21 protein-coding genes and 1 tRNA gene are annotated in these 26,406 nt (G+C 70.0%); 11 read left to right on the forward strand and 11 right to left on the reverse strand.

Features of this window, described 5'->3' with window-relative positions:
• Positions 1-61: 61 nt before the first annotated feature.
• The 10 genes from AB0I38_RS26925 to AB0I38_RS26970 all read left to right on the forward strand — a co-directional run bounded on the left by AB0I38_RS26925 (position 62) and on the right by AB0I38_RS26970 (position 11,353).
• Positions 62-2,464: a serine/threonine-protein kinase gene (locus AB0I38_RS26925; RefSeq protein ID WP_358476230.1), complete on the forward strand. Its 2,403-nt coding sequence runs from the start codon at positions 62-64 to the stop codon at positions 2,462-2,464.
• Positions 2,465-2,576: 112 nt separating this feature from the next.
• Positions 2,577-4,235 carry a serine/threonine-protein kinase gene (locus AB0I38_RS26930; protein ID WP_358476261.1) on the forward strand — a complete coding sequence of 553 codons (1,659 nt, stop codon included), beginning with the start codon at positions 2,577-2,579 and terminating at the stop codon, positions 4,233-4,235.
• A gap of 19 nt (positions 4,236-4,254) precedes the next feature.
• Positions 4,255-5,898: a hypothetical protein gene (locus AB0I38_RS26935; protein ID WP_358476283.1), complete on the forward strand. Its 1,644-nt coding sequence runs from the start codon at positions 4,255-4,257 to the stop codon at positions 5,896-5,898.
• Between the two features lie 49 nt (positions 5,899-5,947).
• Positions 5,948-7,027 (forward strand): DUF2510 domain-containing protein, encoded by a 1,080-nt coding sequence (locus AB0I38_RS26940; protein ID WP_358476291.1) that lies wholly within the window; start codon positions 5,948-5,950, stop codon positions 7,025-7,027.
• A gap of 70 nt (positions 7,028-7,097) precedes the next feature.
• Positions 7,098-7,691 (forward strand): oligoribonuclease, encoded by a 594-nt coding sequence (gene orn / locus AB0I38_RS26945; protein WP_358476301.1) that lies wholly within the window; start codon positions 7,098-7,100, stop codon positions 7,689-7,691.
• A 64-nt stretch (positions 7,692-7,755) separates the two neighbouring features.
• Positions 7,756-7,831, forward strand: a tRNA-His gene (locus AB0I38_RS26950).
• 150 nt (positions 7,832-7,981) lie between these two features.
• Positions 7,982-8,206, forward strand: a complete 225-nt coding sequence (locus AB0I38_RS26955) for a helix-turn-helix domain-containing protein (protein WP_358476318.1) — start codon at positions 7,982-7,984, stop codon at positions 8,204-8,206.
• A gap of 340 nt (positions 8,207-8,546) precedes the next feature.
• Positions 8,547-8,942 carry an LPXTG cell wall anchor domain-containing protein gene (locus AB0I38_RS26960; RefSeq protein ID WP_358476333.1) on the forward strand — a complete coding sequence of 132 codons (396 nt, stop codon included), beginning with the start codon at positions 8,547-8,549 and terminating at the stop codon, positions 8,940-8,942.
• Positions 8,932-10,707: a DUF4012 domain-containing protein gene (locus tag AB0I38_RS26965; RefSeq protein ID WP_358476345.1), complete on the forward strand. Its 1,776-nt coding sequence runs from the start codon at positions 8,932-8,934 to the stop codon at positions 10,705-10,707. The genes AB0I38_RS26960 and AB0I38_RS26965 overlap by 11 nt, the downstream gene beginning before the upstream one ends.
• Before the next feature lie 61 nt (positions 10,708-10,768).
• Complete coding sequence (locus AB0I38_RS26970) at positions 10,769-11,353, forward strand: hypothetical protein (protein ID WP_358476347.1); 585 nt, start codon at positions 10,769-10,771, stop codon at positions 11,351-11,353.
• Here the strand turns inward: AB0I38_RS26970 and AB0I38_RS26975 are convergent.
• From AB0I38_RS26975 to AB0I38_RS26995, 5 genes are read right to left on the reverse strand one after another with little or no spacing between them, the layout of a single operon-like run.
• Complete coding sequence (locus tag AB0I38_RS26975; RefSeq protein WP_358476363.1) at positions 11,343-12,713, reverse strand: polysaccharide biosynthesis tyrosine autokinase; 1,371 nt, start codon at positions 12,711-12,713, stop codon at positions 11,343-11,345. The genes AB0I38_RS26970 and AB0I38_RS26975 overlap by 11 nt on opposite strands.
• 4 nt (positions 12,714-12,717) lie before the next feature.
• Positions 12,718-13,758: an MraY family glycosyltransferase gene (locus AB0I38_RS26980; RefSeq protein WP_358476392.1), complete on the reverse strand. Its 1,041-nt coding sequence runs from the start codon at positions 13,756-13,758 to the stop codon at positions 12,718-12,720.
• Complete coding sequence (locus tag AB0I38_RS26985; protein ID WP_358476407.1) at positions 13,755-14,738, reverse strand: NAD-dependent epimerase/dehydratase family protein; 984 nt, start codon at positions 14,736-14,738, stop codon at positions 13,755-13,757. Before AB0I38_RS26985 ends, AB0I38_RS26980 begins: the two co-directional genes overlap by 4 nt.
• A gap of 52 nt (positions 14,739-14,790) precedes the next feature.
• Positions 14,791-15,744, reverse strand: coding sequence for an NAD-dependent epimerase/dehydratase family protein (locus tag AB0I38_RS26990; RefSeq protein ID WP_358476421.1), 954 nt, complete (start codon positions 15,742-15,744; stop codon positions 14,791-14,793).
• Positions 15,741-16,925, reverse strand: a complete 1,185-nt coding sequence (locus AB0I38_RS26995) for a glycosyltransferase (RefSeq protein WP_358476436.1) — start codon at positions 16,923-16,925, stop codon at positions 15,741-15,743. The genes AB0I38_RS26990 and AB0I38_RS26995 overlap by 4 nt, the downstream gene beginning before the upstream one ends.
• A 386-nt stretch (positions 16,926-17,311) precedes the next feature.
• On the opposite strand from AB0I38_RS26995, the gene AB0I38_RS27000 reads away from it, so the two are divergent.
• Positions 17,312-18,610, forward strand: coding sequence for a hypothetical protein (locus AB0I38_RS27000; RefSeq protein WP_358476443.1), 1,299 nt, complete (start codon positions 17,312-17,314; stop codon positions 18,608-18,610).
• 63 nt (positions 18,611-18,673) lie between these two features.
• Here AB0I38_RS27000 and AB0I38_RS27005 read toward each other — a convergent pair whose 3' ends face one another.
• The 6 genes from AB0I38_RS27005 to AB0I38_RS27030 all read right to left on the reverse strand — a co-directional run bounded on the left by AB0I38_RS27005 (position 18,674) and on the right by AB0I38_RS27030 (position 26,400).
• Positions 18,674-20,878, reverse strand: coding sequence for a hypothetical protein (locus tag AB0I38_RS27005; protein WP_358476451.1), 2,205 nt, complete (start codon positions 20,876-20,878; stop codon positions 18,674-18,676).
• A gap of 221 nt (positions 20,879-21,099) precedes the next feature.
• Positions 21,100-21,891 (reverse strand): formyl transferase, encoded by a 792-nt coding sequence (locus AB0I38_RS27010; RefSeq protein ID WP_358476464.1) that lies wholly within the window; start codon positions 21,889-21,891, stop codon positions 21,100-21,102.
• Positions 21,888-22,787: a polysaccharide deacetylase family protein gene (locus AB0I38_RS27015; protein ID WP_358476486.1), complete on the reverse strand. Its 900-nt coding sequence runs from the start codon at positions 22,785-22,787 to the stop codon at positions 21,888-21,890. The genes AB0I38_RS27010 and AB0I38_RS27015 overlap by 4 nt, the downstream gene beginning before the upstream one ends.
• A gap of 106 nt (positions 22,788-22,893) precedes the next feature.
• A complete protein-coding gene (locus AB0I38_RS27020) occupies positions 22,894-24,171 on the reverse strand; it encodes an oligosaccharide flippase family protein (RefSeq protein WP_358476512.1) in 1,278 nt (425 codons plus the stop codon).
• Between the two features lie 28 nt (positions 24,172-24,199).
• Positions 24,200-25,321: a glycosyltransferase gene (locus AB0I38_RS27025; protein ID WP_358476519.1), complete on the reverse strand. Its 1,122-nt coding sequence runs from the start codon at positions 25,319-25,321 to the stop codon at positions 24,200-24,202.
• A complete protein-coding gene (locus tag AB0I38_RS27030) occupies positions 25,318-26,400 on the reverse strand; it encodes a glycosyltransferase (protein ID WP_358477283.1) in 1,083 nt (360 codons plus the stop codon). The genes AB0I38_RS27025 and AB0I38_RS27030 overlap by 4 nt, the downstream gene beginning before the upstream one ends.
• Positions 26,401-26,406 lie beyond the last annotated feature (6 nt).

The following is a 26,406-nucleotide window of genomic DNA, read 5'->3' on the forward strand; positions in this document are numbered from 1 at the left end:
AAACCCGACTCCTCGCTCGTGCGTCTCATCAGGTGGGCCGATTCCTGATGGGAGAGGCAATATGGAGTGGAGTGCCTCCGGCTACACCGAGGTCAAGCAGCTCGGAGCCGGTGTCAGCGGCAGGGTCGTGCTGGCGGTGCACGACGAGACCGGTGTCAAGGTCGCCATCAAGTACCTCGCCGCGGAGCTCCGGCGCGACCCCGCGAAGCTTGCCCGCTTCCAGGAGGAGGCGCGCCTGCTGGTGACCCTGCGCGATCCGCACATCGCCACGATGTGGGAGTACATCCAGGACCGCGACGGCGCGGCCATCGTGATGGAGCTGGTCAACGGCGTCTCCCTGCGCGCCTTACTGCGCGAGAACGGCACCACCGGGCCCGAGGCCGCGCTGGTCGTGCTGAAGGGCTCGCTGCTCGGCCTGGCCCGGGCGCACCGGACACGGCTCGTGCACAAGGACTACAAGCCCGAGAACGTGATCGTCCGCGACGACGGCGTCAGCAAGCTGGTCGACTTCGGCATCGCCGTACGACAGGGCACGGCCTCCCATCCCGAGGGCACGCCGCCGTACATGGCGCCGGAACTGTGGGCGGGCCATCCCGCCTCGCCCGCGACCGACGTGTACGCGGCCACGGCGGTGTTCTTCGAGTGCCTGACCGGGCACCGGCCCTACCGCTCGACCGAGCCGAGCGTGCTCGGCTACCAGCATGTGTACGCGCCGGTCCCGGTGCACGACGCGCCCGAGGAGATGCGCGAGCTGCTGGCGCGCGGCCTGGCCAAGGACCCGGCCGACCGGCCGGCGAGCGCGGACGCGTTCGTGGCCGAGCTGGAGGCGACGGCCCGGGCCGCCTACGGCGAGGACTGGGAGGAGCGCGGCAGGCGCCGGCTGGCCGGACTGGTCGTGCTGCTGGCCCTGCTCCTGCCCGTGCCGCAGCAGCCGCCCGCCCAGGTGACCACCTCACTGGCGAGGACCGTGTTCCGCGGCGCGCGGCACAACGCGGCCCGGGTCGCGATGGGCGCCGGCCTGGCCGCCGTGGTGGGCGTGGCCGCGGTGTACGTGCTGGCCAACCGGGACACCCGGCCGACGGCCATCGACATCGCCGCCGCGCCGGAGTCACCGGGAGCGGTCCCCGCCTCCGCGCCCCCGACCGTGCCGAGCGGGGAGTCTCCGACGGGCGGACCACCCTCGCCGGAGAACGGCGAAGGCGACCCCTCGGCCGCCGTCCTGCCGGACCGCAGCGACGAGCCGGAGACCACCGGCACCACGCCGGCCGGCACGCCCGGGCCGACCCGCACCGGGAGTACGGGCCCGGCCTCGGCCAAGCCCTCCGCCACGGACACCGGGACCGCGCCGGTGACCTCGGCCAGCCCTTCGGCGAGCGACCCGGCGACACCCTCCGTGACGCCGACCCCCACTCCGACCCCCACCCCCACCCCCACTCCGACCCCCACTCCGACTCCGACGCCCACGCCGCCGACCGGGGTGGCGGGCATCGGCATCGGCCCCCTCACGCTGAACGCCGACGCGGTCGGCGGCGCCACGGTCACGATCCGCGCGACCGGCACCCGCCCTATCACCGCGACCGCCGTGTGGTCGGTCGGGGGCGACCCGGTCCAGCGCCGGCAGGTACGGCTCAGTGGCGACACCACCTACACCCGCACGTTCAGCCACACGTTCGCCGAGCGGCCCTGCGGCAGGACGGTCACCCTGACCGTCACCACCTCGCCCGCCGCGCCGGGCGGCGCGAGGACCGCCTCGCTGGCCGTCCCGCCCTGCCCCACGACCGTGAGCGGGCTGCGGGTGGCGCTGGCCATGGCCCCCTCCCCGGGCACCGGCGCGACCGCCCGGATTCGGGTGACCACGACCGGCACCGACGCGGTCCCGGTCGAGGCCAGGTTCGCGCTCAACGGCGACCGCGTCGGCACCAGGAAGGCGACGTTATCCGGGCGGACGGCCTACACGCGAACGTTCACCCTGCCGTTCGAGAGCAGGCCGTGCGGCTCCACGATCTCCGTCGGCGTGACCGCGGGAGACCGGGAGGCCACCGCGCGGGCCCGCGTGATCTGTCCTCCAGGTGTGAAACAGGTGTCCATCGTCCGCTCGGCGGTCAACGCCCGCGGGCTCGCCACCGCCGCCGTCGCCGTCTCCACGGTCAACGACCGGCCGGTACGCCTGACCGTCGGCTTCTACCTGGCCGGTCGGCTCGCCGGCACCCAGCAGGTGGCCCTGTCGGGCGAGACCTCGTACCTCAGGGTGCTGAACCAGTCCTTCGGTGACCTGCCGTGCGGCGTGACCTGGCAGATCAGGGCGGCCACCCGGCCCGGGGCGGCGAACGGCGGCGACACGGTGAGCGGCCGGACAGCCGCGTGCCCCGAGGAGGAACCCGACACCGAACAGCCCGCCACGGAGCGGCCGAGGACGGACGAACCCGCGACCAAGGAGCCGGAGACCCCCGGCACGATCGACTGACCGGGGGTTCCAGACCGATCGAGATATCCGCGCCTGGAACGCGGCGATATCCCGTTAAGCTACGCTCCGTCTGTTGAGGGTGGGGGCCCAGACGACTCCAGAGGAGACCGTTATGCACGGTGATGCGCAGTGGGGGGTCCCCGGATACAGCTCGGTCCGCGAGCTGGGCAGCGGATCCGCCGGTCGCGTGGTCCTGGCCAGGCGTGACCACGACGGCGCGGAGGTCGCCGTCAAGTATCTGTCCGACGCGCTGAGAGCCGATGTCGGCTTCGTCGCGCGTTTCCGGCACGAGGCCCGTCTCCTCGGCACATTACGCAGCCCGCACAACGCCCGGCTGATCGACTACGTCGAGACCGGCGCGGGCGCGGCCATCATCATGGAGCTGGTCAACGGGGTGTCGCTGCGCGAGGTCCTGCGCTCCGAGGGGCCGACCGGGCCCGAGGCCGCGCTGGTCGTGCTGAAGGGCTCACTGCAGGGTCTGGCCGCCGCCCACGCGATCGGTGTCGTGCACCGCGACTTCAAGCCCGAGAACGTGATCGTCCAGGGCGACGGCAGCAGCAAGCTGGTCGACTACGGCATCGCGGTGCGGGCCGGCGAGGACGCGAGCGCCGCCGGGACCCCGCCCTACATGGCGCCGGAGCAGTGGTCGGGGTCGTCGGCCGCGCCCTCCACCGACGTCTACGCCGCCACGATCGTGTTCTTCGAGTGCCTCACCGGCACCCGCCCCTATCGCGCGACCAACCTCGCGGCGCTCGCCCGGCAGCACCAGAGCGCGCCGCCGCCCATCGAAGAGGTGCCGGCGCCGCTGCAGGGGCTGGTCGAGCGGGGGCTGGCCAAGGACCCCACCGGGCGCCCGCCGTCCGCCGAGGCGTTCCTGACCGAGCTGGAGGCCATCGCGACCGAGGCGTACGGAGCCGACTGGGAGGAGCGCGGCCGCCGCCGGCTGGCCAGGCTGGCCGGGCTGCTGCTGATGTTCTTCCCGACCACGCCGGACGCGCCGGCCGAGGTGCAGACGTCACTCGCCGAGACCCATTTCGGCACGCCGTCCAAGCTGCTGACCAAGCTCTCGTCCAAGGTCCTGATCGGCACCGCCTGCGCCGGCGTGGTGATCGCGGTCGCGGTGGTGACGGTCAGCGCCTTCGACGACGGCGACACGACCCTGCGGGCGCAGACCTCGCAGGTCACGCCGTCCACGGTCGCGCCCTTCACCGAGGAGCCGATCACGGAGGAGCCGACCGAGGAGCCGACCGAGGAGCTCACGCCGGCCACCGAGGAGACGACGCCGGAGGCGCCCACACCGGAGCCGACGACCTCCACCAGCGCCGGGCCGCCGCCCGTGACGTCCTCCTCGCCGACTCCCCGGCCCAGCAGGACCCGCGCGCCCAAGCCGACACCCACCGTGAGCAAGACCCCCACGAAGCCGGCCGGCTCCTCGCCGACGATCACGGGCACGCTCGACGAACCGCCGGCCTCGACCGCGCGGCCGACCACGGCGGCGCCCACCACGGCCGCTCCGCCGACCTTCCGGCCTCCCACGCGGACGCCCAGCACACCCGCGCCGGAGCCCACGCCGACCCGCAGTGACGGCGGTGACGGAGGCGACGGCGGCGATGGAGGCGGCGACACCAGGCCGACCCCGGTGCCCGAGGACACGGGGCCCGGACGGGCCGCCGCGGCACTGCTCGCCGCCGGGCTGGTGACGTCGGGCGCCGTGCCCGTCACACTTGCGGTGAAGCGTCGTATGGCGGGACGGCACCGGAGGAAGAGTTAGCAACGTCGGGGGCGAGGCGATGGACAACGCTCGGAACGGCATCGCCGGCTTCCGGCTCACGGAACACACCTGGATCACCGAGGTCGGCAACTGGATCGACGCGATCTCACCCGACGGGCGCAGGGCGGGGGCGCTGCTGTTCGACCCGAGGGTCATCGGATCGCCGGGGGTGCGCGACCGGGTGGTCGCCGCGGTCATGACCGACCAGCGGCTGGTGCTGGGCGGCCTGAGCGGCCTGATCCCGGTGGCGGACGTGGTGGCCGCCGGCGACCAGGTGTGGCTGCTCACCGCCCAGGCGGTCAGCCCCACCCTGTTCGACCTGCTCAGCTCGGGCTCGATCGACCCCGGCGGCGCTGCGGCCGTGCTGCTGGAGACGGCGCAGACCCTGCTCGCGCTGCACGCCTCCGGGCTCACGCACGGCTCGGTGCACCCGCGCACCGTGGTCATCGCCTCCGACGGCGCCGCGCTGCTGTCCGAGCGCGGGCTGTCCGACGCGATCCGCGCCCAGGTCTCGCCGCCCGAGCGTGACGCGGCGTCGTGGGCCTCGCTGGCACGCGGGCTGGCGGCCTCGACCCACGGGGCGCCGCGGGCCCAGGAGTTGTTCGAGCGGGCGGCCGTGACGGCGACCACCCGCGGTCTGAGCGCCGCCAGGGACATGCTGGTCGCCGGGCGCGAGGTGCTCCCGGGCGGGGCGATCAGCCGTGACCGGCTGGCCCAGGCGGCCCGCGGCCAGTCGGTGTTCGCGCAGGCGCCACTGCAGGCGCTGCCGCGTGACGAGGGCGACATCGTCACACTCCTGCACGTGCCGGGCAGCGCCTCCCCCGGGTCGTCCGGGCCGTCTGGGCCGGGGGCGTACGGGTCCGGGGCCTACGGGTCCGAGGCGTACGGGTCCGGGCCGCATGGGTCCGGGTCGCATGGGGCTGGGGCGTCCGGTTCGGGATCGTACGGGTCCGGGGCGTCCGGTTCTGGGGCGTACGGGTCTGGGGCGTCCGGGTCTGGGGCGTCCGGGTCTGGGGCGTCCGGGTCTGGGGCGCAGCTGCAGTTCGGCCCAGGGGTCGGCAGCGGACCGGGTTTCGGCCCCGGTGGCGGCTTGGGCCCCGGGGGCGGTGCCGGCTTTGGCGCCGGCGGCGGCGCGGACACCGGTTCGGGGAGCGGCACGCGGCAGCCGCAGCCGGGTACCACGGCCGAGCGAATCTGGCGGGCCGGCAAGGACGAACAGGCCACCATCCAGCGGCGCGGCCGGACGTCGCGGGCCTCGCGGGCCCGCCGCCGCCGGACGATCCTGGCCGCGGCGGTGTTCGCGGCCATCATGGCCGGGGCGATCCTGGCCTGGCTCCGGCTCAGTGGCGGCCCCGAGCTGACGGTCACGTCGGTCGACGTCGTCGCGCCGAAGAAGACCCAGGGCTGCGACAGCGTCGTCCTCATCACCGGCACGATCGTCACCAACGGCGCCCCTGGCGAGATCAACTACGAGTGGCGCAGAAACCTGGACAAGCGGGTCGAGAAGGGCACCCTGCTGACCACCTCCGGCCAGACCTCCTACGAGGTGCCGTTAAGGTGGTCGCTGGACGGCAAGAGCACGGTCAAGGCCACGGCGACGCTCCGGGTGCTGTCTCCCGCCCCGGTGATCGCGGACAAGGCGAGCTTCACCTACAAGTGCTGACCCCCCGGCAACAATGCATATCAAAGCCGTTCTTACTACTCTGACGAGCATGACCACGCAGACCCCCGCGGGCTGGTACCCCGACCCTTACGGATCGCCCCGACTCCGTTGGTGGGACGGCGATCAGTGGACCGACGCGACTCACCCGCTGGAGCAGGGAGCGCAGCCACAGCAGCAGCAGCCTTCCTCGGGGCCGCAGCCCGGCTGGTCGGCCACCCCGGCCAACCCGACGCTCCAGTTCGGCCACCCGGCCGAGACCCACGCGCCGTACGGGCAGCCGGCCCAGCCTCAAGCCCCGTACGGGCAGCCGCCCCAGCCCCAGGCCCCGCCTGGGCAGCCGCTGTGGGGCGTCGGCCCGCTGCCCGGTCCGGAGTTCGGCCCGCCGCCCAAGCAGGGCAACCCGCTGCCCTGGGTGTTCGGCGGCCTGGCGGCGCTGGTCGTGGTCGCCCTGATCGTGGTGGCCGGGATCTTCCTGATCAACCGCGAGTCACCGGGTGAGGCGGCCAGACCGGGGCCCACGCGCACCCAGGGCTCCCCCGATCCCGGCCAGACCTCGGAGCCGGCGCCGACGGACGAGCTGCCGCAGCCGCAGGACGGCCGCGTCGCCGATCCGCTGGCCGGCCTGTCCTACGAGGTGCCCAGCGACTGGAAGGTGCCCGCCTCCGGCGACATCAACGGCACCGACCCCTCTCTGCAGCGCTGGTCGAGCGGCGTGGAGGCGACGTCCCAGGAAAACTACGACGGCAGGGGCGGCAACTGGATCGGCAACGTCTACACGGGCCTGCTGAACGAGCTCTACCCGTACGAGGGCGCGCAGGGTCTGGGCACCACGGCGAAGGTCGTCTTCGCCGATTTCGTGCGGAAGTACTACCAGGTCCCGCACGCGCCCAAGGTCACACGGGACGAGGCGCTCAAGATCGGCGACCGGGACGCGTGGGTCATCCGGTTCGAGCTCGACTTCAGTGAGGAGTCCAAGGCCAAGGGCTACAAGTGGAAGAAGGAGAACGGCGCGGTCGTGATCATGGATCGCGGCGAGGGCGAGCGCCCGGGGGTGCTGTACATGTCCGTGCCGGACAATCTGGGCACCGATGTGGACGATCAGGTGCTGAGCTCGCTCAAGCCCGCCTGACCGGTGGCACTAGGCTGTTGGGGTAAGCAAGCGGGCGGACGGCTCCGAGCCGCTTGGGCGAGGAGAACGTATGAGTGACTTGCTTGTCTGGATCGACTGCGAGATGACCGGTCTCGACCTCGGTCGAGACGCGCTCGTCGAGGTGGCCTGCGTCATCACCGACAGCGAGCTCAACCAGGTGGACGAAGGCGTCGATGTGGTCATCAAACCGCCGCCCGAGTCGCTGGAGCAGATGTCGCAGGTGGTCCGCGAGATGCACACGGCCTCGGGGCTGCTGCCGGAGCTGCCGGGTGGGGTGACGCTGGCCGAGGCCGAGTCACTGGTGCTCGAGTACATCCGCCGTCACGTGCCCGAGCCGAAGAAGGCGCCGCTCTGCGGCAACTCGATCGGCACCGATCGCACGTTCATCTCGCGTGACATGCCCGCGGTCGACACCTACCTGCACTACCGGATGATCGACGTGTCCTCGATCAAGGAGCTGGTGCGCCGGTGGTACCCACGGGTCTACTTCGCCGCGCCCGAGAAGCAGGGCGGGCACCGGGCTCTGGCCGACATCACCGAGAGCATCAGGGAGCTGCGCTACTACCGCGCCTCCGTGTTCGTCGCCCAGCCCGGGCCCGATTCGGCGACGGCTCGGGCACTCGCCGAGCGAGTCACGGGTTAATGAGTGGCGTAAAGACTCCCGAACACCGCTACAATTTTCCTGTGCCGCCACAACGCGGTCCATGGTGGGTGTAGCTCAGGCGGTAGAGCGCCAGGTTGTGGTCCTGGATGTCGAGGGTTCAAGTCCCTTCACTCACCCCACGAACGGCCGGTCCCTAGGGACCGGCCGTTGTCGTTTTCTCCTTGATGTCCCCAAAACATGACTATGAGAGTTATGCTCGCTGTCTACCGCTAACGCCGGAAGCACGGGGGCCTCGGCGACCTGCCCGCCTGTGCGCCCCCGGAGGCCGGATGAGAGTCGACGACGCAGCGTTCGACAGCGTGTTCACGTCCCTGAGTAAACGAGAAGCCGAGGTCATGGACCTGATCGCGACAGGTCAGTCCAACGGCCAGATCGCCCGTCGCCTCTTTCTCAGCGAGAAGACGGTCAAGAACCACGTCAATCGCATCTACGCCAAGCTGGGCGTGGACTCCAGGGTCACGGCCATCGGGCTCTGGCAGTCGCGCAACGGCTGACGACCGCGGCCGCCGCGATCTTCGTTGGGCGTGTTGCCCGCCGGCCGTCCGGCGAACGCGCTAGCCTCTCACCTCAACCTCGCCGCGAGAGCGGTCCGGCACGCACCGTGACCGAGCCGATCGCCGCCGGCCCGCGGCCGCGAGCGATCGTCAACATCCGGCGAATGATCAGTGATCATTCGGTAAGACGTGTGCGCCCCCCGAAGCACCGCGCGTCCGGACACATAGAACGGTTTCGGGTGAACACTCGCCATCATTCCGGGCGAATGTGCTGGGGCCCGAACACCGTCACGGGGAGTCTGAAATGGCTGGAAAAATCACGGTACCTATTCTCGTCGCGATGGCCGTCGCGGGCGGGGTCACGTTCGGGTCCTCCGGAACGGCGGCGGCCTCGGCCGAACGGACCGCCGCCACGCTGGATCCGACCCCCTACCCGCCCAAGCCCGATCACTCCGATTCCGACTCCGACTCCGACTCCGACTCCGACTCCGACGGGCGCATCCAGTCCCACACCGAGGTCGAGGTCGTCGTCAACGTGGAGGACCTGGACCGCGGGCGCTCCTGGAGACGCGGAGGCTGCTCCGGCGGATCCTGCGGGGAGAAGAGCGGGGCCGAGCTGCCGATGACGGGAGCGCCCGTGCAGACCCTGGCGGCGATCGGTGCGGGAATGCTGTTCCTGGGCGCCTCCGGCACGATGATCGCGGTCCGGCGTCGTCGATCGTCCAGTGCGAGCTGACAAGCGCCGCCGGTTCGTCACCCTCGGCCTGCTGGCCCCAGCCGCCGGCCTCATGGTGGCCGGCGGCTGGTCGGCGTACCTCGGCCGTAGCGTGCAGGTCGAGCTCCAGGCCACCAAGGACATCCTGGCCGGGATGCGAGACAGCGAGCCCCGGCAGCTCGGAGAGGCGCTCGCGCGGGCACGTTTCCACGCGCACGAGGCGCTCCGGCTCACCAGCGGCCCCGACTGGTCTCTGATCTCCCGCTCCCCCGTCGTGGGAGACGGCGCGACCACCGTACGGGGGCTGGCCGAAGCGGCGGCCGAGCTGACCGAGGTGCTGACCGACGTGCACGGGACCGGCGCGAAACTGATGGAGTCCGGCGGGTTCGCCATGGGCGACCTGCACGAGCTGCTGCGCCACCTCGAAGCCGCGGCGCCCACGCTGGACACCGCCGCCGGCCGGATCGCCGCGGCGCGAACCCGGCTGGCGGCCACCCCGGCGGACACCGGTCTGGCGACGCTGGACGCGGCCCGCGACACCGCGCTGCACGAGGTCGACCGGCTCGGCGGCTGGCTCGACCTCGCGGCCGACGCCGGCGCCCTGCTGCCGCCGATGCTGGGGAACGACGGCCCGCGCCGCTACTTCCTCGGCTTCCAGACCAACGCCGAGGCACGCGGCACCGGCGGCCTCGTCGGCGCGTTCGGCATTCTCAAGACCGACCGCGGCGAGTTCGGCATCAAGCGGCTCGCCGCCAACAGCGGCCTTGAGCCGATCTCCCGTCCGGTCGTCGACCACGGCCGCGCGTTCCGCTCGCGCTACGGCAAGAGCCCCCTCTACCTGCTGGCCAACTCCAACCTCTCCCCGCACTTCCCGTACGCCGCGCGCACCTGGACCGCGCTGTGGGAACGCCAGACGCACCAGCGCCTGGACGGCGCGATCGCGACAGACCCGGTCGGCCTGTCCTACCTTCTCCAGCTGATCGGGCCGGTCACCCTGCCCGGCGGGGAGAAGGTGACCGCGGACAACGTCATCGACCTCACCGAGCGCACCGCCTACGAGCGCTACTCGAACCAGCGGGAGCGCAAGAGGTTTCTCATCACGATCGCCACCGCCGTCAGCGAGGCCCTGCCCAGGGCCAGCATCGACCCGGCGGCCCTGATGTCCACCCTGTCCCGGATCGCGGAGGAGCGGCGGATCCAGATCTGGAGCCGCAGGAACGCGGAGCAGAAGCGGCTGGCGGCCACCCCGCTCGGCGGCGAGCTGCCGCGGCGGCCGGAACCGTTCGCCGGGCTGGTGGTCAACAACTCGGGCGGCAACAAGCTCGACTACTACCTGAAGCGTTCCCTCGAATACGAGCTGGGGCCCTGCCGAGCCGATGGGACCCGCGTCAGCCGGGTGCGGGTCAGCCTCTTCAACGACGTGCCGCGCCGGAAGCTGGCGCCCTACGCCTCCAGCCGGCTCGACTCCCCGGACCGTCACCACGCCCCGGGCTCCAACCTGCTGTGGGTCTCGCTGTTCGCCTCGGTCGGCGCGAAGAGCGGCGGCATGAAGGTCGACGGTAAGCCCGCGACCCTCTTCAGGGAGGTCGAGCGGTCCCACCCGGTCTACTCGACCATGCTGGAGCTGGGTCCCCGGCAGACGAGGACGCTGGAGTTCCTGATGCTGGAGCCGGCCACGGCCGCGCCGCCGCACGTGCCGGTGCAGCCCCTGGTCCATCCGCAGCGGAGCCAGATCATCGAGAACCCGGACGGCTGCGCCTCCGGCACGGGTCAAGAGGACCGATAGAACGGCAAAGTCCGGCGTGCCGCGGCCGGCGGCCGGATGGGGCGTCCCTACCGTCACCCCCATGGAAGGTACGGGCGACGCGCTGCCGTCATCGCGGGCCGGGTTTCGCATCCTGTTCGTCTGCACGGCCAACATCTGCCGGTCCCCGCTCGCTGAGCGGCTGGCCCGGTCGGGCCTCGGCCCGCCGTTCCTGGTGTCGAGCGCGGGAGTGCGGGCCGAGCCCGGCAGGCCGATGGCCGAGCCCGTACGGCGTCTGCTGCTGCGCATGGGCGGCGAGCCCGGCGGTTTCGTCTCCCGGCCGTTGACCCCGGCGCTGATGGCGGACGCCGACCTCGTGCTGACGGCCACCACCGCGCACCGGGCCGAGTCGGTCGGCCTGTGCCCGCCGGCGGCCGCGCGTACCTTCACCATCGCCGAGTTCGGCGCGCTGAGCCAGGCGCTCACCGACGTGGCCGTCGTCCGCCACCGCGACCCTGCGCGGCGGGCGCACACGCTCGTCGAGGAGGCGCGGGCGCTGCGCGGGCTGGTCCGGGTGGACCGGCCCGACATCGCGGACCCGTTCGGCGGCTCGCGCTGGGCCTACCGGAAGGCGGGTCGGCGGATCGCCCGGGCGATCGAGGCCCCGCTCCGGTTGTTCACCGAGTGACCTGGGCCTTCTCGGACTTGGTCTCGTAGCCGTAGCCGTAGCCGTAGCCGTCGTAGCGGCTGGACTTCGCGGGCACGAAGTTGAGCACCGTTCCCACGATGCGCGCGTTGATCGACGACAGCTGCTCCGTGGCCCGCAGGATGTGCTCCTGCCGGGTCCTGCCATAGCGCGCGACGAGCATCACCCCGTCGCAGATCGCGGCGAGCGTCGCGGCGTCGGTGACGGGCAGCAGCGGCGGCGCGTCGAAGATCACGATGTCGAACGCGTCCGTGATTTCGTCGAGCACCTGGCGCATGCCCTGCGAGCCGAGCAGCTCGCTCGGGTTCGGCGGGTTCTGGCCGCTCGGGAGCACGTACAGGCTCGGTTCGCCCCAGGTCTGGATCACATCGGCCAGCCGGGCCTTGCCGATCAGCACGTCCGTCAGGCCGATCCCGCCCTCGATGCCCAGGTAGTCGGGGAGGCGCGGGCGGCGCAGGTCTCCGTCGACGAGGAGCACCCGCCAGCCGGTCTGGGCCAGGGTGATCGCGAGGTTGGAGGAGGTCGAGGACTTGCCCTCGTTCGGCAGGCAGCTGGTGATCACGAGCGACTTGGGCTGCCGGTCGACCCCGATGAACTGCAGGTTGGTGCGGAGCGAGCGGAACGCCTCGGCCCGGGACGACCGGCCGCCGCGCCGGACGATCAGCGGGTGGCGTCGCGCGTCCCGCTCGTAGCCGATGATGCCCAGCGTGGAGCTCCCCGACGTCCGCTGCAGCACGTCGGAGGTCTTGATCGTGGTGTCCAGGCGTTCGCGCAGGATGAGCGCGCTGATCGAGGCGGCCAGCGCGGCCAGCACGGCGATCAGGAGGTTGAGCAGCGGCACGGGGCTGACCGGTTTCTGCGGCACCTCCGCCTGATCCACCACGGTGACCTTGACGGTCGGCCTGCTGGTGGGGGTCGGCCGCTCGATCTGGTCGATCAGCTTGGCGAACTTGGCGCCCAGGACGTTGGCCAGCGCCGCGGCGCGGGCGGGATCGGCGTCGCTGACCATCGCGCGGAGCAGCACGGTGCCGGGAACGACCTCGGCCGTGATCCTGGCCTGCAGGCGCGGGATGTCCTCGCCCGTGGCGACCTCGCTGACGAGCCGGCGGCTGGTCAGCAGCGCCGCGTAGGACTGCACGCCCTGCGACAGGGTGCCCACCTGGTAGGCGGGCGAGAACGCGCCCTGCTTGTCGTAACTGGAGAACAGCATGGTGATCGTCGCGACGTACTTGGGCGGCATGTTCGCGGTCACGATCAGCGCGGCGCTGATCGAGATGATCAGCGACAGGACGATGAGCATCCAGTTCTTGCGTGCGAGCCGTACCAGGGAGAGCAGATCCACCTGATCATCGCCGCCTTTCGCGGATTCGTGGAGGGTTCTCGACAGGACGGTGCGGCACGTCGGCGTTCACGCTCAGCAGCAGGAAGATGAGGCCGATCTCGGTGCCGGCCGCGACGATGGCGGCGCTGAGCGGGGGCACCCAGCCGAGGACCATGGCGGTGAGGAGCGCGCCGGCGAACGCGGCGGCCAGGGCGAGCAGCAGGGCGACCGACCGGGCGTCGAAGCCGAGACGCCGGAGCCGGTGCGACACGTGGTCGGTGCCGCCCGTCAGCGGCGAGCGGCCGGCGCGCAGCCGGGACAGGAACACCACGCCGGTGTCGACGGTCGCGACGAAGGTGGCCAGCAGCAGCCCAGCGACCGCCGTGCCGGGGCTCTGCCCCGTGCTCAGGGCGACCGCCGAGCAGGTGAGGACGAAGCCGATGAACAGCGACCCGGCATCGCCCATGAACATCCTCGCCGGCGACCAGTTGTGCGGAAGGAAGCCCAGCGCCGCGCCGGCGAGCACGATGAGGAGCAGGGCCAGGGCGGGCTGGTCGAACAGGACCGCGGCGCCCGCGAGGAAGGCGGCGCTGACCGCGGCGACGACCCCGAGCGAGCCGTCCATGTTGTCCAGCAGGTTGAAGGAGTTGGTCAGCACGACGATCCAGATCACCGTGATCACGCCGTCCGGCCACGCGCCGGTCACGGTGATCTCGACTCCGGCGAGTACGACGCCGACGGCCGACACGGTCTCCACGGTCAGCCTGGTGAGCGCCGGCAGCGACGCGATGTCGTCGATGAGCCCGAGCAGGGCCACCGCTGAGGCGGCCAGCAGGATGGCGGTGATCCGCTGGTCGGCGAAGCCGAGCGCGGCCATGGCGGGCAGCACCGTGGCCATCGTGATCGCGATGCCGCCCAGGTACGGAGTCGGGCGGAGATGCCGCTTGTGCCCGCCGGGGCGGTCGGTGAACCCCCACCGCAGCGCCAGACGCTTCAGCGGGACAGCGGCGGTGACGCTGAACAGGCAGGCCGCCGAGCCCGCGGCCAGCGCGTATGCGCCGCTCACCGCATCGCCGCCGCGAGCTCCTCGCGGGCCTCCTCGACGATCTCGGTGAGGATCTCGTCGAGCGTGCGTCGCGGGACCCAGCCGGTGAGCTCGCGGATCCGCGACGTGTCAGGGACCCTTCGGGTCATGTCCTCGAATCCCTGCCGGTACGCCTCGTGGTAGGGAACGAGCTCGACCCCGGACGTCGACGCGGTGTGCTCGACGACCAGCTTCGCCAGTTCGAGGATGCTCACCTCGTGGGCCGAGCCGATGTTGAACGTCCGCCCGACGGCCGCGTCGTTGCCGAGCAGCCGGATCAGGGCGTCGACGACGTCCGCGACATGGGCGAAGCAGCGGGTCTGGGTGCCGTCGCCGAAGACGGTGAGCGGCTCCCCGGCGAGTGCCTGGCGCACCAGGCGCGGGATGACCATCCCGTAGGCGGGGCTCTGCCGGGGCCCGACGGTGTTGAAGAGCCTGACGACGATCGTGGGCAGGCCGCGTTCGGTGTGGTAGGCGTTGGCCAGGATCTCGTCGACGGACTTGGCCGTGCTGTAGGCCCAGCGGACGACGCCGGTGCTGCCGAGGATGCGGTCGGCGTCCTCGCTCAGCGCTCCGGACGAGTTCTTGCCGTAGATCTCGCTCGTGCTGGCGATCAGGATCTTCTTGCGATACCGGTGCGCGGCCTCGATGACGATCTCCGAGCCGCGGATGTTGGTCGTGAGGCAGCGCAGCGGCTGCTCGACGATCAGCTTGACGCCGACGGCGGCGGCCAGGTGCACGACGACGTCGCACTGGTTGACGAGTTCGTCGACGATGAGCTCGTCCAGGATCGACCCGTGGACGAAACGCATGCCGGGATGCGGCCGCAGGTTGCTGAGACGTCCGGTCGACAGGTTGTCGAGGATCACGACGGAGTCACCCCGGGCGAGCAACGCGTCGGTCAGGTGTGAGCCGATGAATCCGCTGCCACCCGTTATGAGGTAAGTGCATGCTTTTCTCACGAGTTTCCCCATTGGTGCGTGAAATGTGTTCTTTGACGGTGAACAGGGCAGGTCAGGCCTGCATGCCGGTGCTCATGATCACCGCCTTCTCGAACCAGGCCACCGTCATGCGAAGCCCGTCCTCCAGCGATACCGGGCGTACGCCGGGGAACAACTGGCGCAGGAGAGCGGGCGAAGCCTGGGACTCGCGGATGTCGCCCAGACGCGGCGGCAGGAAGCCGGCCTCGACCGGCCTGCCGAGGACCGAGCCGAGCACCTCCTTCAGCTTCAGCAGCGAGACGCGCGTGCCGAACGCGAGGTTGACCGGTTTCGGGCTCGTCACCCGGCGCACCGCCGCGTCGCCGAGGACCTCCGTCACCGTTCCCACGTAGGTGAAGTCGCGCTCCTGGTGCCCGTCGCCGTAGATCGGCACCAGGTCGCCCGCCATGGCCTTGGACACGAACGACGGGATGACCGCCGCGTAGGCGTGATCGGCGGCCTGCATCGGGCCGTAGACGTTGAAGAAGCGGAACGGCAGGACGTCCAGTCCGAAGCTGGAGGCGTAGGCCAGCGCGTACGCCTCGGTCGCCAGCTTGCTCACGCCGTACGGGCTGAGCGGCCTGGTCGGCAGGTCCTCGTGCTTGTACGTCTCGGCGCAGTCGCCGTACACGGAGGACGACGACGCGAGGATCACGTGCGGTCTGGTGGCCCGGCAGGCCTCCAGGACGCGGAGCGTTCCCGTCGCGTTGACGTCGTGCGAGGCCAGTGGGTCCAGCAAGGACCGGGGCACCGACGGGCGCGCAGCGAGATGGACGACCGTGGTGGCGTCCGCGACGAGACCGGCCACCAGATCCGGATCCAGGATGCTGCCGCGCACAAACCGCACCTCGACACCGTCGAGGTTGGCCAGATCGCCGCTGCTCAGGTCGTCCAGCACCGTGACGCTCTGAATCTCGGACCGCGCCGCGAACGCCCGGCACAGGTTGGCGCCGATGAAACCGGCCCCACCGGTCACCAGTATTCTCACCTGTTCATCCCTCCTGCGGTGACACGCCGAGCACCGCGAGGCTCGCTGAGAGATCGGTACAGAGCCTCGGTGTTCGCGACGAGGCTGTCCACGTCGAACGAGGCGGTCGCCCAGCTGTGCGCGGCGGCACCCAACTGGCGCGCGAACGAGGGGGTCGAGAGGAGGTGCGCGGTCCGGTCCGCCAGTTCGGCCGGGTCGGCCGCGGCGAGCAACCCGGTACGTCCGTCCTGGACGACCTCGGCGACGCTGCCCACCCGGGTGGCGACGACGGGCGTGCCGGCCATCTGCGCCTCGATCAGCGTGAGCGGAGTGCCCTCGTTGTCGGAGGTCAGCAGGACGACGTCGGCCGCGGCGTAGACGGTCTCCACGTCTTTTCGCCAGCCCACCAGGTGGAAGGCCTGCCGGAGGGACCCGATGTCCTGTTCCACCCGCTCCTGGAGGTCACCGCCGCCGCAGATGACGAAGTGGCAGCCGGGCACCTTACGGAGGACCTCGCGTGCCACGGCGACGAACCGGTCGGGCCGCTTCACCTGGGTCAGCCGGCCCACGTACGCCACCACGGGCGCGTGCGGCGGCAGGCCGAGACTCCGGCGGGCGACCAGCCGGTCGGGCACCGGCCCCAGCCGAACACCGGGAGGGATCACGACATACTGCTCGCGACGCCCGATGCCCGCCTGGAGCAGGTCGTCACGGACCTGAGCGCCCACCGTCACCAGGAGATCCGACATGGACGCGAGGAACCGTTCCGAGCGCACGTAGAGCGCGCGTTTCGGCGCCGAGAAATAGCCGTCGAGCAGGTGCCCGTGGAATCCGTGGACCCTGGCCGCGCCGACTCCCGACAGTTTCACCGCCACACGTCCCAGAGCTCCCGCCTTGGCGGTCTGCGTATGAACGATATGAGGCCGGAAAGTACGCATCGCGGATACCAGCCCGAACAGGGCTCGGACGTCGTCGGAGGGCCTGATGGAACGACCGAGACCCGAAATCCGGTGCACCTGTGTACTCGAACACTTCAGTGCGAGGTGATCGCCCTCACCGTCGTCGACGTAACCGGTGTAGAGGCGGTGCGCGAACTCTTCCTGATTGAGTCGTTCGGAGAGCCCCAACGCCAGGGTGGCGGGGCCGCCAACGTTCATCCGGGCGATGATTTCCATGACGCGAATCCGGCTGTCCGGCTTCATGCGGCTCCTCGATGACTGGCATGGCTCACGTCCGCGAAGCTAGCTAGGGAATCGGGCAGTTCCGCTCATGCCGTCGCGGTGAGTGGTGAAATGTTTCCTCTCTCCCTACCTGAGCGTGATCGTTGGGGAGTCGCCACTTACCTGGACCCCGTCTCAGCGGGTCTCGCGGCACGGAGGGACCGCTCAGGACAAGAAACACGACAGGAAAGACGTCTTACCGAAAAAAGTCCGCAAAGCGGAGTCATCGGCAGGCCATTGCCATCCCCGGGAAGTGATGCCGTACGGTCCCCGGCGCTAGCGTCGTCGTCTCCGACGTGCTTGCCGGCGGTTCGGATCGCTGCTGGGCATTGGAGCGTGATGCTCAGGTGAACTGAAGGTCGCTTTCCATGGAATATCTCATCGTCGCCGCCGCCGTTGTGGCACTCGTCTTTCTGGTCAACGCGAACCTGGACTCGGCGGCGGCCCGGCGGGTGCTGCCCATTCTGCTCGTCGCGTTCGTGACACGCCTGGTCATCCACGTACTGGTGCTACGGGCGGGCGTCATCGACTACGGGGGCGACAACCTGGGCTACGAGGCCCGCGCGATGGAGATCGTCAGTTATTGGAAACTCAATGGTTTCCAATTCGTCACGGCCGACGAGTTGAGCTTCCTGAGTTCCGTCGCCGTTCCGTGCAACGTCTTCGCGCTGGTCATCTACCTGTGCGACGGGCCGGCGCCGTTGGCCTGCACGGCCGTGGTGGCGCTCGTGGCCTGCGCGATGTGCGTCGTGGTCTACAAGTTCGCCAGGCTGATCGGCGCCGATGCCCGCGCGGCGTTCCGGGTGCTGGTCGTGTCGGCGTTCATGCCCGCCTTCCTGCTGCACACCTCGGACACCTACAAGGACGGATTCAACGCCTTTCTCGTGGTGGCCTGCGTCGGCATCGGCGCGTCCCTGGCCCGGCGTTTCAGGACGAGCAGGCTGCTCCAGGCCGGGCCGTTGCTGTGGTGCCTCTGGCACGTCCGTCCGTACATGGTGTTCATTTCCGCGATACCGCTCATCTTCGGCGTGGTCGCCTCGAAGTCGACATTCTCCCTGCGCAAGCTGCTCGCCGTCAGTGGCTTGCTGACGGCCGCCATGATGATCGTCATCGGCGTCCTGGACGACACGCCCCTCGAACAGCTGCAGCGGCAGCTGGACAGAGGGCAGTCGGAAACCGTCCTTCGCGCCAACGCCCATGCCTCTTCGGGGGTGCTCTTCGAAGACGGCGGCGACCCTTGGAACGACCTCGGCCTGAAGCTGATCTACACGGTCCTGGCGCCGTTCCCGTGGACCGAGGGCAGCATCACGTTGCAACTGGGCAAGCTCGATGTGCTCATCTGGTACGTACTGCTCTACGCCGCGGCGCGCGGCGCGGGCCGGCTGTGGCGCCAGGACCGCAGGACGCTCCTCGTCCTGCTGCTGTTCATCGTGCCCGGCACCATCGCCTACGCGACGACCATGGCGAACATCGGGCTGATCTTCCGGCAGCGCATTCCCATCGTCGTGGTCACGAGCCTGCTGGCCGCGGTGGCCTGGAGCCGGATTCCCCGGGACAGTTCGCCGGCGTCCTCCCGGGAAGAGGGCGCCCCGCCCTCCACTCCCGAACCCGCCCCCGACCCCGAGCCCGCCCCCGGACGAGAACCACGTGATCCGGCGCGTTCCTGACGGGGGTTCCTCGCCGGTGGGACGGATCTCACCGGCGAGGCCACGACGGCCGCTCCTGGAGGGTCACCCTGTCCGGTAGACGGCGAAGTCTCCGTCATGGAACGCCGGCCGCGCGTGGTCTCCGATCGTGGAGCTCACACCCGCCCCCTGCTCATCGACGAAAAGCCACCTGACTCCGTAACGTTCCCGCAGCCGCTGGATCGTGCCCGGGGAGGGCGTCAGGAAGGCCGCCTCGTTCGCCGCGAACCGTTCCCGATCCCAGAAGGGCAGGAGCTCCTCCAACTGGCCCGGCTGCCAGCGATCCGCGTTCTTCGCCGTGAACGCCCACCCTTCGAGCAGCACGTGCCGCTCGGTCAGCGCGGACACCCAGAACTGGCGACTGTCGCAGGGGTTCTCGAAACCCCAGCGGCAGTGGACGTTCGTGGCGACCACGTCGTCCGGGGCCGAGTGGGCGCGCAGCCATCGTGCGGCGGTCAGCGCGCCCTGCGGGGCCGCCGGCGCCGCTGAGGCGGCCGGCCGGCTGCCACCGCCGGACACGAAGGAGACCACCCGTGCGTGGTGGGCGGCGGGCAGGCCGATGGCCGCCATCGCCGAGATCACCAGAGCCCAGGCGCGCGGCCCCGGCCTGGTGGCGACGAGGACGGCGGCCCCGAGCGCGGTGACGACCACCAACGTGATGTACGGCAGGTAGAGGACGGTGTCGGCCTGGCCTGGCGCGAGTGGTGCCCTGACGCCGCAGAGGATGGTGATCGCGTAGGCGCCGATCACCCCGGCCCCGATCGCGCACAGTGTCATGCCGGGCGTCACCCGCGCTCGCCGCAGGATGACGAGGGCCCCGAGGACCGCGATGATCGCCGGGTAGGGGTAGGACCCCCACAGGAAGTAGACCTGGCTCCTGCCGGGGTGATCGAAGATGAGCATCGAGCCGAGTCCCGCGGCGCCGATGCCGAGCATGAGGACCACGTCGGGCCGGATGAGCAGTTTCGGCCGGCTCAGCAGTCCGAGAACCGGGGTCCACGTGACAGCCCAGGCCAGCAGATACACCACGACGACGCCGAGCAATGACGTCAGCGCGGGATCGATGCCGGCCGACATGCCGGTCAGGTCCTGCCAGACGGTGCGCATGGCGGAGAAGGGCGCGATGACCAGCCCCTGCCGCTGCCCGCCGAAGAGGACGAACTGTGCGAAGACCAGGCACATCCCCGCCATCAGGAGCGTGATGAGCGCGGGCCACGGCACTCGACGCCGCCTCACCCCCTCGATCGCCGCGACCGCCACCAGCCCCACGACGAGCATCGGCAGGTACGTGGCCTTGGCGCCCATGACCGCCACGAGAAGGACCGCCAGGAGCAGCCACGGCCCAAGGTCGCACCAGCGATGCCGGAGAAGGTCGATCACGAGGAGGACGACGGGAACGAACAGCAGCGCCCCGAAGGCGAAGGTGGGGCTCTCCCACGCGGCATCATGGAGCCCGCCCCAGGTGAACGTACCGACCGAACCGAGGAACAAGCGGGGAGCGCCCACGAAGAGCGTGGCCGCGACGGCGAGGACGGCCCCCTTCCACGAGTCCGTCACCCGCCGCGCGAGCATCGCGACCAGGACGACGAACGCGGCCAGCACGGGGAGAATGCCCAGCCGAAGCAGCAGCACCAGTGGCTCCACCCCGGTGATCCAGCTGGCGGACGCCCAATGCGCGTAGACGAACCAGTGATAGAAGAGCGGCTCACCGGCGACCATGGGGCTCATCGGTGGCATGTGATGCTTCAGCTCGCCGATCAGACCGAGATGGAAAGGCGTGTCGTCGGAGTACTTCGCCAGGGCCGGCCAGGTCAGCGCCCCGGTGCTGAAGTGGCTGTAGGCACTCTTGACGACCAGATAGCAGACGATCAGCGCGAGCGCCCATGACCACCAGGCGGGTGCGGCCGGCCGGGCGCCGCCCTTCCAGTGCCTGCGTAGCCGGGGCACGGCGAGGAACGCGATATAGGTGCTGATCGGCCATACCAGGACGAGCAGCGGGACGCCCACCGCCCGGGCCACGACGTAGGCCCCCACTTCGATGGCGAGGCCGAGCACCACACCGAGCGCCAGCTCCTCCGCCAGCGTGCGGCTGTCACCGTAGAGGGCTCGGATCAACAGCAGGCCCGGAAGCGCGAGACACAGCACGACGTACGCGCCGTAGCAGGCCGTGTCCGAGAGAGAGACTCCATAGCGACTCAGCACGGCCACGACGAAGCCGATCGTGAGCGCGGCGGGCAGCCAGCTGGACACGCGCCGGGCCCTGTCATGGCGAGCGGAACCTCGCCCCTGATCGGGGGGCCGAGTCGCTTGGGTGTCTCTCAGTGATCTGAGCGCGTGATCCTGCCGGGATATGGCCATGAATGGAGTCTGGTCGCGCCGATGACCACAACGAGATCACGCACTGTGCACCGGGCGGACTTCTTGCCATTCTCTTATGCGGTCATGAGCGATCGGGGCTCGTCAAACCGCGGTCATCGAGCCGCCTCTTGCCTATCCGGTCGCCGAAGTCTGCGCATCTCACGCAGGAATGTCAGGTACTGGCCGGGGGTCGGAGAATACCATTGCCTGCTCTCGAGATCGGACCGCCGATATGGCTCCGCCCGGCCGTCCAGCACCGCGCGCACGGCGTCGGCCATGGCGTCGAGGGCGCCCAGATATTGCTTCACCGGAAGCGTGCGATAAGTGTCGGTGAACGGATCGACGGCGATGGCCGGCTGGGCGATGATCTCACCGGTGTCGACGCCCGGGTCGACCAGGTGAATCGTCGTCCCGACCATTTCGGAGCGGCCCTCGTACACCGCCCAGAAACCGCCGTGCACTCCTCGGTATCTCGGGGTGATCCCGACATGGATGTTGATGAAGGCGGGCGCGCACGCGAGGATCCAGCCGGCGATGATGCCCGTGCCCGAGACCACGACCGCCCCGGGACGCCTGTCCTTGAGCAGGTCGGCGACCTCCGCGTTGTTCACCGAATCCACGTCCAGCACGTTGAGGCGCCCGTCGGGAGGCCGGACGTCGCGTCCCTTCAGCAGAGCCGCGACGCGGGCGCGTGAGCGCGATCTGATCACCATGCGGTCATAGCCGAGAAAAGCCAGCTGACCGGCCACCTGGGCCACTCCGAGTTTGCGCAGGCGATGTCGTAGCATTTTTCCCTGATGCGCCTCCTCGAAGACCACCAGGGAAATGTCGAATCGCTCGGCCAGGTGGTTGATCAGCACATACGACGGCTGGCTGCGCGTGGCCATGATCATGATCTCGCTCATCGGCGTCCTCCTCCTTCCGGGACGAAGACGTCCGTGCTCTCCAGAATGAACTCGGCGGCCTGCGCCATCGTCATGACCGCCAGCTCCCCCCTGTCACGGCGTGCGGAAATGTCGCGCAGGATGTGTTCCAGCGCACGGAACGTCCGATCCCCCGCCAGGTTGAAGGGGTGAAACCAGAGATGGTAGACCTCTCCGCGACGGACCGCGCGATCGAGTCCGAGGCGAGCCTGCCTGACCCTTGACGAGATCGGAATCAGTTTCCGCAGCCCATTGCTTCCGACCAGAAACTGTGAGGCCGGAAGGTTCACCAGCCGGTCGCCCTCACGCAGGGTGTTCACGTCATAGGTCGTGGCGGCGGTGCCGAGGGCCCGATCCAGGAAGTGGGCGGCTCCCAGGCGGTTGCCGTACCAATTCCGCTCGACCCCTCGGTAGGCGATTATTCCGAAGTCAGGCAGAGTGTCGACATAACCTATCTGATTGCGCGGATGGACGATGGAGCGCATCGAGAGGCCGAACTGTTCGCTCACCCGGGCGGCGGCTTCGAGCTCTCGCATCCACACGTCCCGCGTGGTGGACGCGTCGTGCGCGTAGACGTGGGTGAAAGTATGTGTCCCGATCTCGTGGCGGACGCGCGCGCCGCCGATCCAGTCGACCAGATAAGGCGCGTAATACCATCTTTCCGGTGCGCGCACGTTCCTGTCGTCAGGCTCCGGTTGAACGAGAAGTCGACCCACCACGGCCCAGGTCGCCGGGATCTGATATGCGTCGAAAACGTCGATCAGCCGCCTCGTGATCCGCGGCTCTTCATCGAAGGCTTCCGACAGTCGCGGCAGATCGGCGGCGTCCGTGCCCCAGGCGAGCTCTGTATCGATGGAGAGGATGCATATTCCCGGCATACGGCAAGATTATCAAGCGGCCTTTGACGGGCGAATGACCGAGGTTCTGGCTGGATCCAGCTTTTGGTTAAGACCACGCCGCGGAAAAGCGCTGTTCCCTCACGTGTCATCGATAACAGCGCAGTGATTCCGTCTTCGCCGCCAATGCCTGCACAATGGACCGCACATCGGATGGGCGCGGAATCAAGGCTCCCATCGGCATTCCCGTCGACCGGGCGAACCGTGACATCTCAAGAAGGGCCATGGCGATGTACGTCACGGTGGACGCCAGAGCGGCGCCCACCGTGCCCCATCGGGGGATCAGCGCCAGGTTGAGCAGGATGTTCGCGCAGAGGGAGCCGACAGCGATGGCGGTCATGGTCATCGGGCGCTCAAGGCGTACGAGATGCTGCTCAAGCGGCCGGATCAGCATGAGTGCGATCGTTCCCGGAGCCAGCACGAGCAACGGGGCCACGCTTCCGGCGAAGGACTGGCCGTAGACCAGGGGGATCAACCAGGGCGAGGCGGCCGCGAGCAACGCCACGGTGCCGGAAGAGACGAGCAGGATGAGCCTGAGCGCGCGGACCGTGACGTGTTTGGCGTCGTCCACGTCGCGCGACGCCTGCCGGGGCAGGATGACCTGCGTGATCGTTTCGCAGGGAATACGGGTGAGAGTCATCACCGTGACGGCGACCGTGTAGAGGCCGACCGCGGCCGGAGAGTCCATGGCGCCCAGAAGCAGGATGTCGATGGTGACCAGCAGGTACAGCGCCACCCATCCCACGTGGTATTTACTCGACAGGCCAAGCTGGCGCTTTACCAGAGCACCGTCGATCCGCAGAGAGATCGGCCGCAGTCCGCTCACCGCGAAGGCGAAGGGCAGGGCGGTCGCGACCGCCCAGCAGATGATCACACTGGCGATGGTCAGGTGGCCGATGGCCGCGAGGACCAGGATGCCCGAGCACTGCGCCAGCGCGCCGGCGAGCGACTGGCGATTCACGACGTCCATCCGCGACTGCAGCGTCAGGATGCTGTTGAGGTTGACGGACGCGGCGCCGAGCGGAACCACTGACAGGGCGAGCGCCCACAGGGCGAACCCGCCGGGCGAGCCGCTCACCACCACGAACACGAGCGCGCCCAGCGCCGACACCGAGCCCATGACCAGGCCGAGGAGCAGACCGTTCGTGGCCAGTGACTGATGCCGCGACTGGTTCGACCAGAAAGTGATCTGCGACTTCTCCAGCGACAGGTGGCCCACGACGATGGCGGCGAACGCCGCGGTGGTGATCACCGCGTAGACGCCTCTGCCTTCCGGTTGAAGGGTGCGCGCGATGAGCACCCCCGTCGTCGTCTCCAGAGCCAGCCGGACCCCGCGGCTGGCCAGCGTGCGAAGAGCGACGGCCACCGAGGACGTCCTGCCCGACGAGGCTGCTCTATTCGGCATGGCGCTCCGCCAGCAGGCGGCGATACAGACTGATGTGCTCGTCGAACATGACGCGCGTGTCGAAGTTCTCCCGTGCCCAGAGCCGTGCCGCGGCCGCCAGCGACCTGGCCAGCTCGGGGTCGTCCAGCAGTCGGCTGATCCCGTCGGCCAGGGCCGCCGAGTCCGACTCGCGGACGAGGATCCCACGGTCCTGGAGGAGCTCGGGGTTACCGCCGACCGAGGTGGCGACGATCGGCCGCCCCGCCGCCATCGCCTCCATGACCGCGTTGCTCAGGCCCTCGGTGAGCGAGGGGAGCAGCACCAGGTCGGCGCGAGCGAGCAGGCCCGCGCAGTCCATCCTGTCTCCGAGGAACCGGACGTCGACCCCGAGCTCGGCCGCCTGCTTCTCCAGGCGATCACGTTCGGGCCCGTCGCCGGCGAGCACGAGCGTGCACGGCCGCCCGCGGCGGGCGAGCAGCGCCAGAGCGTCAAGGAGGAAGCGATGCCCCTTCTCCTCGCTGAGCCGCGCCACGCACACCAGCACCGGAAGATCGGTGTCGACGTGCTCCGGCTCGGCCGGATCGAACGCCGCGGCGGGCAGCCCGTTGTAGATCACCGTCAGCTTCGCCGGGGGCACGCCGATCGACACGGTGTCCCGGGCGAGCGCCTCCGCGTTGACGACCACGTGATCGGTGATCCGAGCCGTCAACCTTTCCAGAGCGAGGCTCCACGACTGCCGGGGGTCGAGCCTGCTCTCGTTGCGCCGTCCCGCCACCACGACCGGAACCCCGGCCAGCCGGGCGGCCGGCGCGCCGAGGAGATAGCTGTGACGCAGGAACGCGTGCAGCACGTCGGGCCTGAGGCGTCGCAGCAGGCCGACCATGCACGCGAAAGCCCGGAGGTTGCCCGCCCCGGCTCCCCGGACGAACCCGAGCTGATGCACACCGATGCCGGCGTCGCGAAGCGCCGGCTCGTGCGGCCCGCCTTTCGACAGGAGCAGCACATGCACCTCGATGCCCGCGTGACGCAGCTCCCGCGCGAGCAGAGACAGCTGTTTCTGCGTGCCGCCCACCTCCAGGTGCCCGATGAGCAGCGCGACGCGCCGGAGACAAGCTCGATCCTGGGTCGTCATGACACCCGCACCTCGTCGTAGAGCTGCTCGAACCACTCCGCCGTCCGGCCGATGTCCACCAGGTCGGCGCTGTTCCGCGCGCCTTGGCTGAGCCGCGCGTGGTTCTCGGGACGCATCGCCCGCACGATCGCCTCGGTGAGCTCACCGGGATCTCCGGGTTTGGTCAGGTAGCCGTTCCTGCCGTGCTCGATCAACTCCGGGACGCCTCCAACGGCGGTGGACACCACCGGTACGCCCGCGGCCAGTGCCTCCATGACGACGACGGGGAGTCCCTCGTACGTGGAACTGAGCACCAGGAGGTCGGCGGCGGCGATCAGGCGGGAGGCGTCCGGCACGCGGCCGACGATCCGCACGGCGTCCGACCCCAGCTCGGCGACCCGGCCGGCGACCCGGTCACGCAGCGGACCGGAGCCGGCCAGCAGGAAGACGGCGCGCGGGTCGCGATCCGCCACCCTGACCGCCACGTCGAGGAGCAGGTCGTGGTTCTTCTGCGGGCGGAAGTTGGCCACGTGCACGATCAGGAAGGCGGACTCCGGAACCTGCCAGTCCCGCCGCGTCCGCTCGGCCTCCCCGGCTCTGCGGCGTTGCTCCGCGACGTTGACACCGTGGATCCGGGTCGACAGGTTTCGGGCGCCCCTGCTGACGACGGCACGGGCGACCTGCGAAGAGACTGCCACGGTATGGGCGTCGAGCCAGCCCGTCGCGCGGTCGAGCAGCATCGTCGGGAGGCGATAACGCACGTTGTGCACGGTCGAGATCAGTAGGGGGCGCGGTCTGCAGAACCGGGACGTCACCCGGAGCAGCGACGCGGGAAGCGGCGAATGCAGGTGAATGACATCAGGTCGCAGCCGCCTGACCACCGCGGCCAAGCGGAGGAGACGAAGCGACGGCGGGGACGAGGCCGGTTGGATGACCTCGATGCCCGCGGAGCCGAGCCGCTGGACGCATTCGTCGGACGCCCACAGGCACGCCACCGTGTAGCGCTTGGCCGCTCGGGGGGCCGCGAGCAGTCGCTCGACCAGCAACGTCTCCGCACCGCCGACGTCCAGTATTTTGATCACTTCGCAGACGTGCGTCATGGTCTT

The organism is Nonomuraea cavernae, assembly GCF_040655715.1.
GTDB lineage: Bacteria > Actinomycetota > Actinomycetes > Streptosporangiales > Streptosporangiaceae > Nonomuraea > Nonomuraea cavernae_A.

What these genes read in the sequence shown, in the direction of transcription:
- AB0I38_RS26930 (WP_358476261.1), top strand. Translation starts at nt 2,577, where the DNA reads ATGCACGGTGATGCGCAGTGGGGGGTCCCCGGATACAGCTCGGTCCGC.
- AB0I38_RS27025 (WP_358476519.1), bottom strand. Translation starts at nt 25,321, where the DNA reads ATGACGACCCAGGATCGAGCTTGTCTCCGGCGCGTCGCGCTGCTCATC.
- AB0I38_RS27010 (WP_358476464.1), bottom strand. Translation starts at nt 21,891, where the DNA reads ATGAGCGAGATCATGATCATGGCCACGCGCAGCCAGCCGTCGTATGTG.
- AB0I38_RS26955 (WP_358476318.1), top strand. Translation starts at nt 7,982, where the DNA reads ATGAGAGTCGACGACGCAGCGTTCGACAGCGTGTTCACGTCCCTGAGT.
- AB0I38_RS26925 (WP_358476230.1), top strand. Translation starts at nt 62, where the DNA reads ATGGAGTGGAGTGCCTCCGGCTACACCGAGGTCAAGCAGCTCGGAGCC.
- AB0I38_RS27015 (WP_358476486.1), bottom strand. Translation starts at nt 22,787, where the DNA reads ATGCCGGGAATATGCATCCTCTCCATCGATACAGAGCTCGCCTGGGGC.
- AB0I38_RS27030 (WP_358477283.1), bottom strand. Translation starts at nt 26,400, where the DNA reads ATGACGCACGTCTGCGAAGTGATCAAAATACTGGACGTCGGCGGTGCG.
- AB0I38_RS26995 (WP_358476436.1), bottom strand. Translation starts at nt 16,925, where the DNA reads ATGAAGCCGGACAGCCGGATTCGCGTCATGGAAATCATCGCCCGGATG.
- AB0I38_RS27000 (WP_358476443.1), top strand. Translation starts at nt 17,312, where the DNA reads ATGGAATATCTCATCGTCGCCGCCGCCGTTGTGGCACTCGTCTTTCTG.
- AB0I38_RS26935 (WP_358476283.1), top strand. Translation starts at nt 4,255, where the DNA reads ATGGACAACGCTCGGAACGGCATCGCCGGCTTCCGGCTCACGGAACAC.
- AB0I38_RS26970 (WP_358476347.1), top strand. Translation starts at nt 10,769, where the DNA reads ATGGAAGGTACGGGCGACGCGCTGCCGTCATCGCGGGCCGGGTTTCGC.
- AB0I38_RS26940 (WP_358476291.1), top strand. Translation starts at nt 5,948, where the DNA reads ATGACCACGCAGACCCCCGCGGGCTGGTACCCCGACCCTTACGGATCG.
- AB0I38_RS26960 (WP_358476333.1), top strand. Translation starts at nt 8,547, where the DNA reads ATGGCCGTCGCGGGCGGGGTCACGTTCGGGTCCTCCGGAACGGCGGCG.
- orn (WP_358476301.1), top strand. Translation starts at nt 7,098, where the DNA reads ATGAGTGACTTGCTTGTCTGGATCGACTGCGAGATGACCGGTCTCGAC.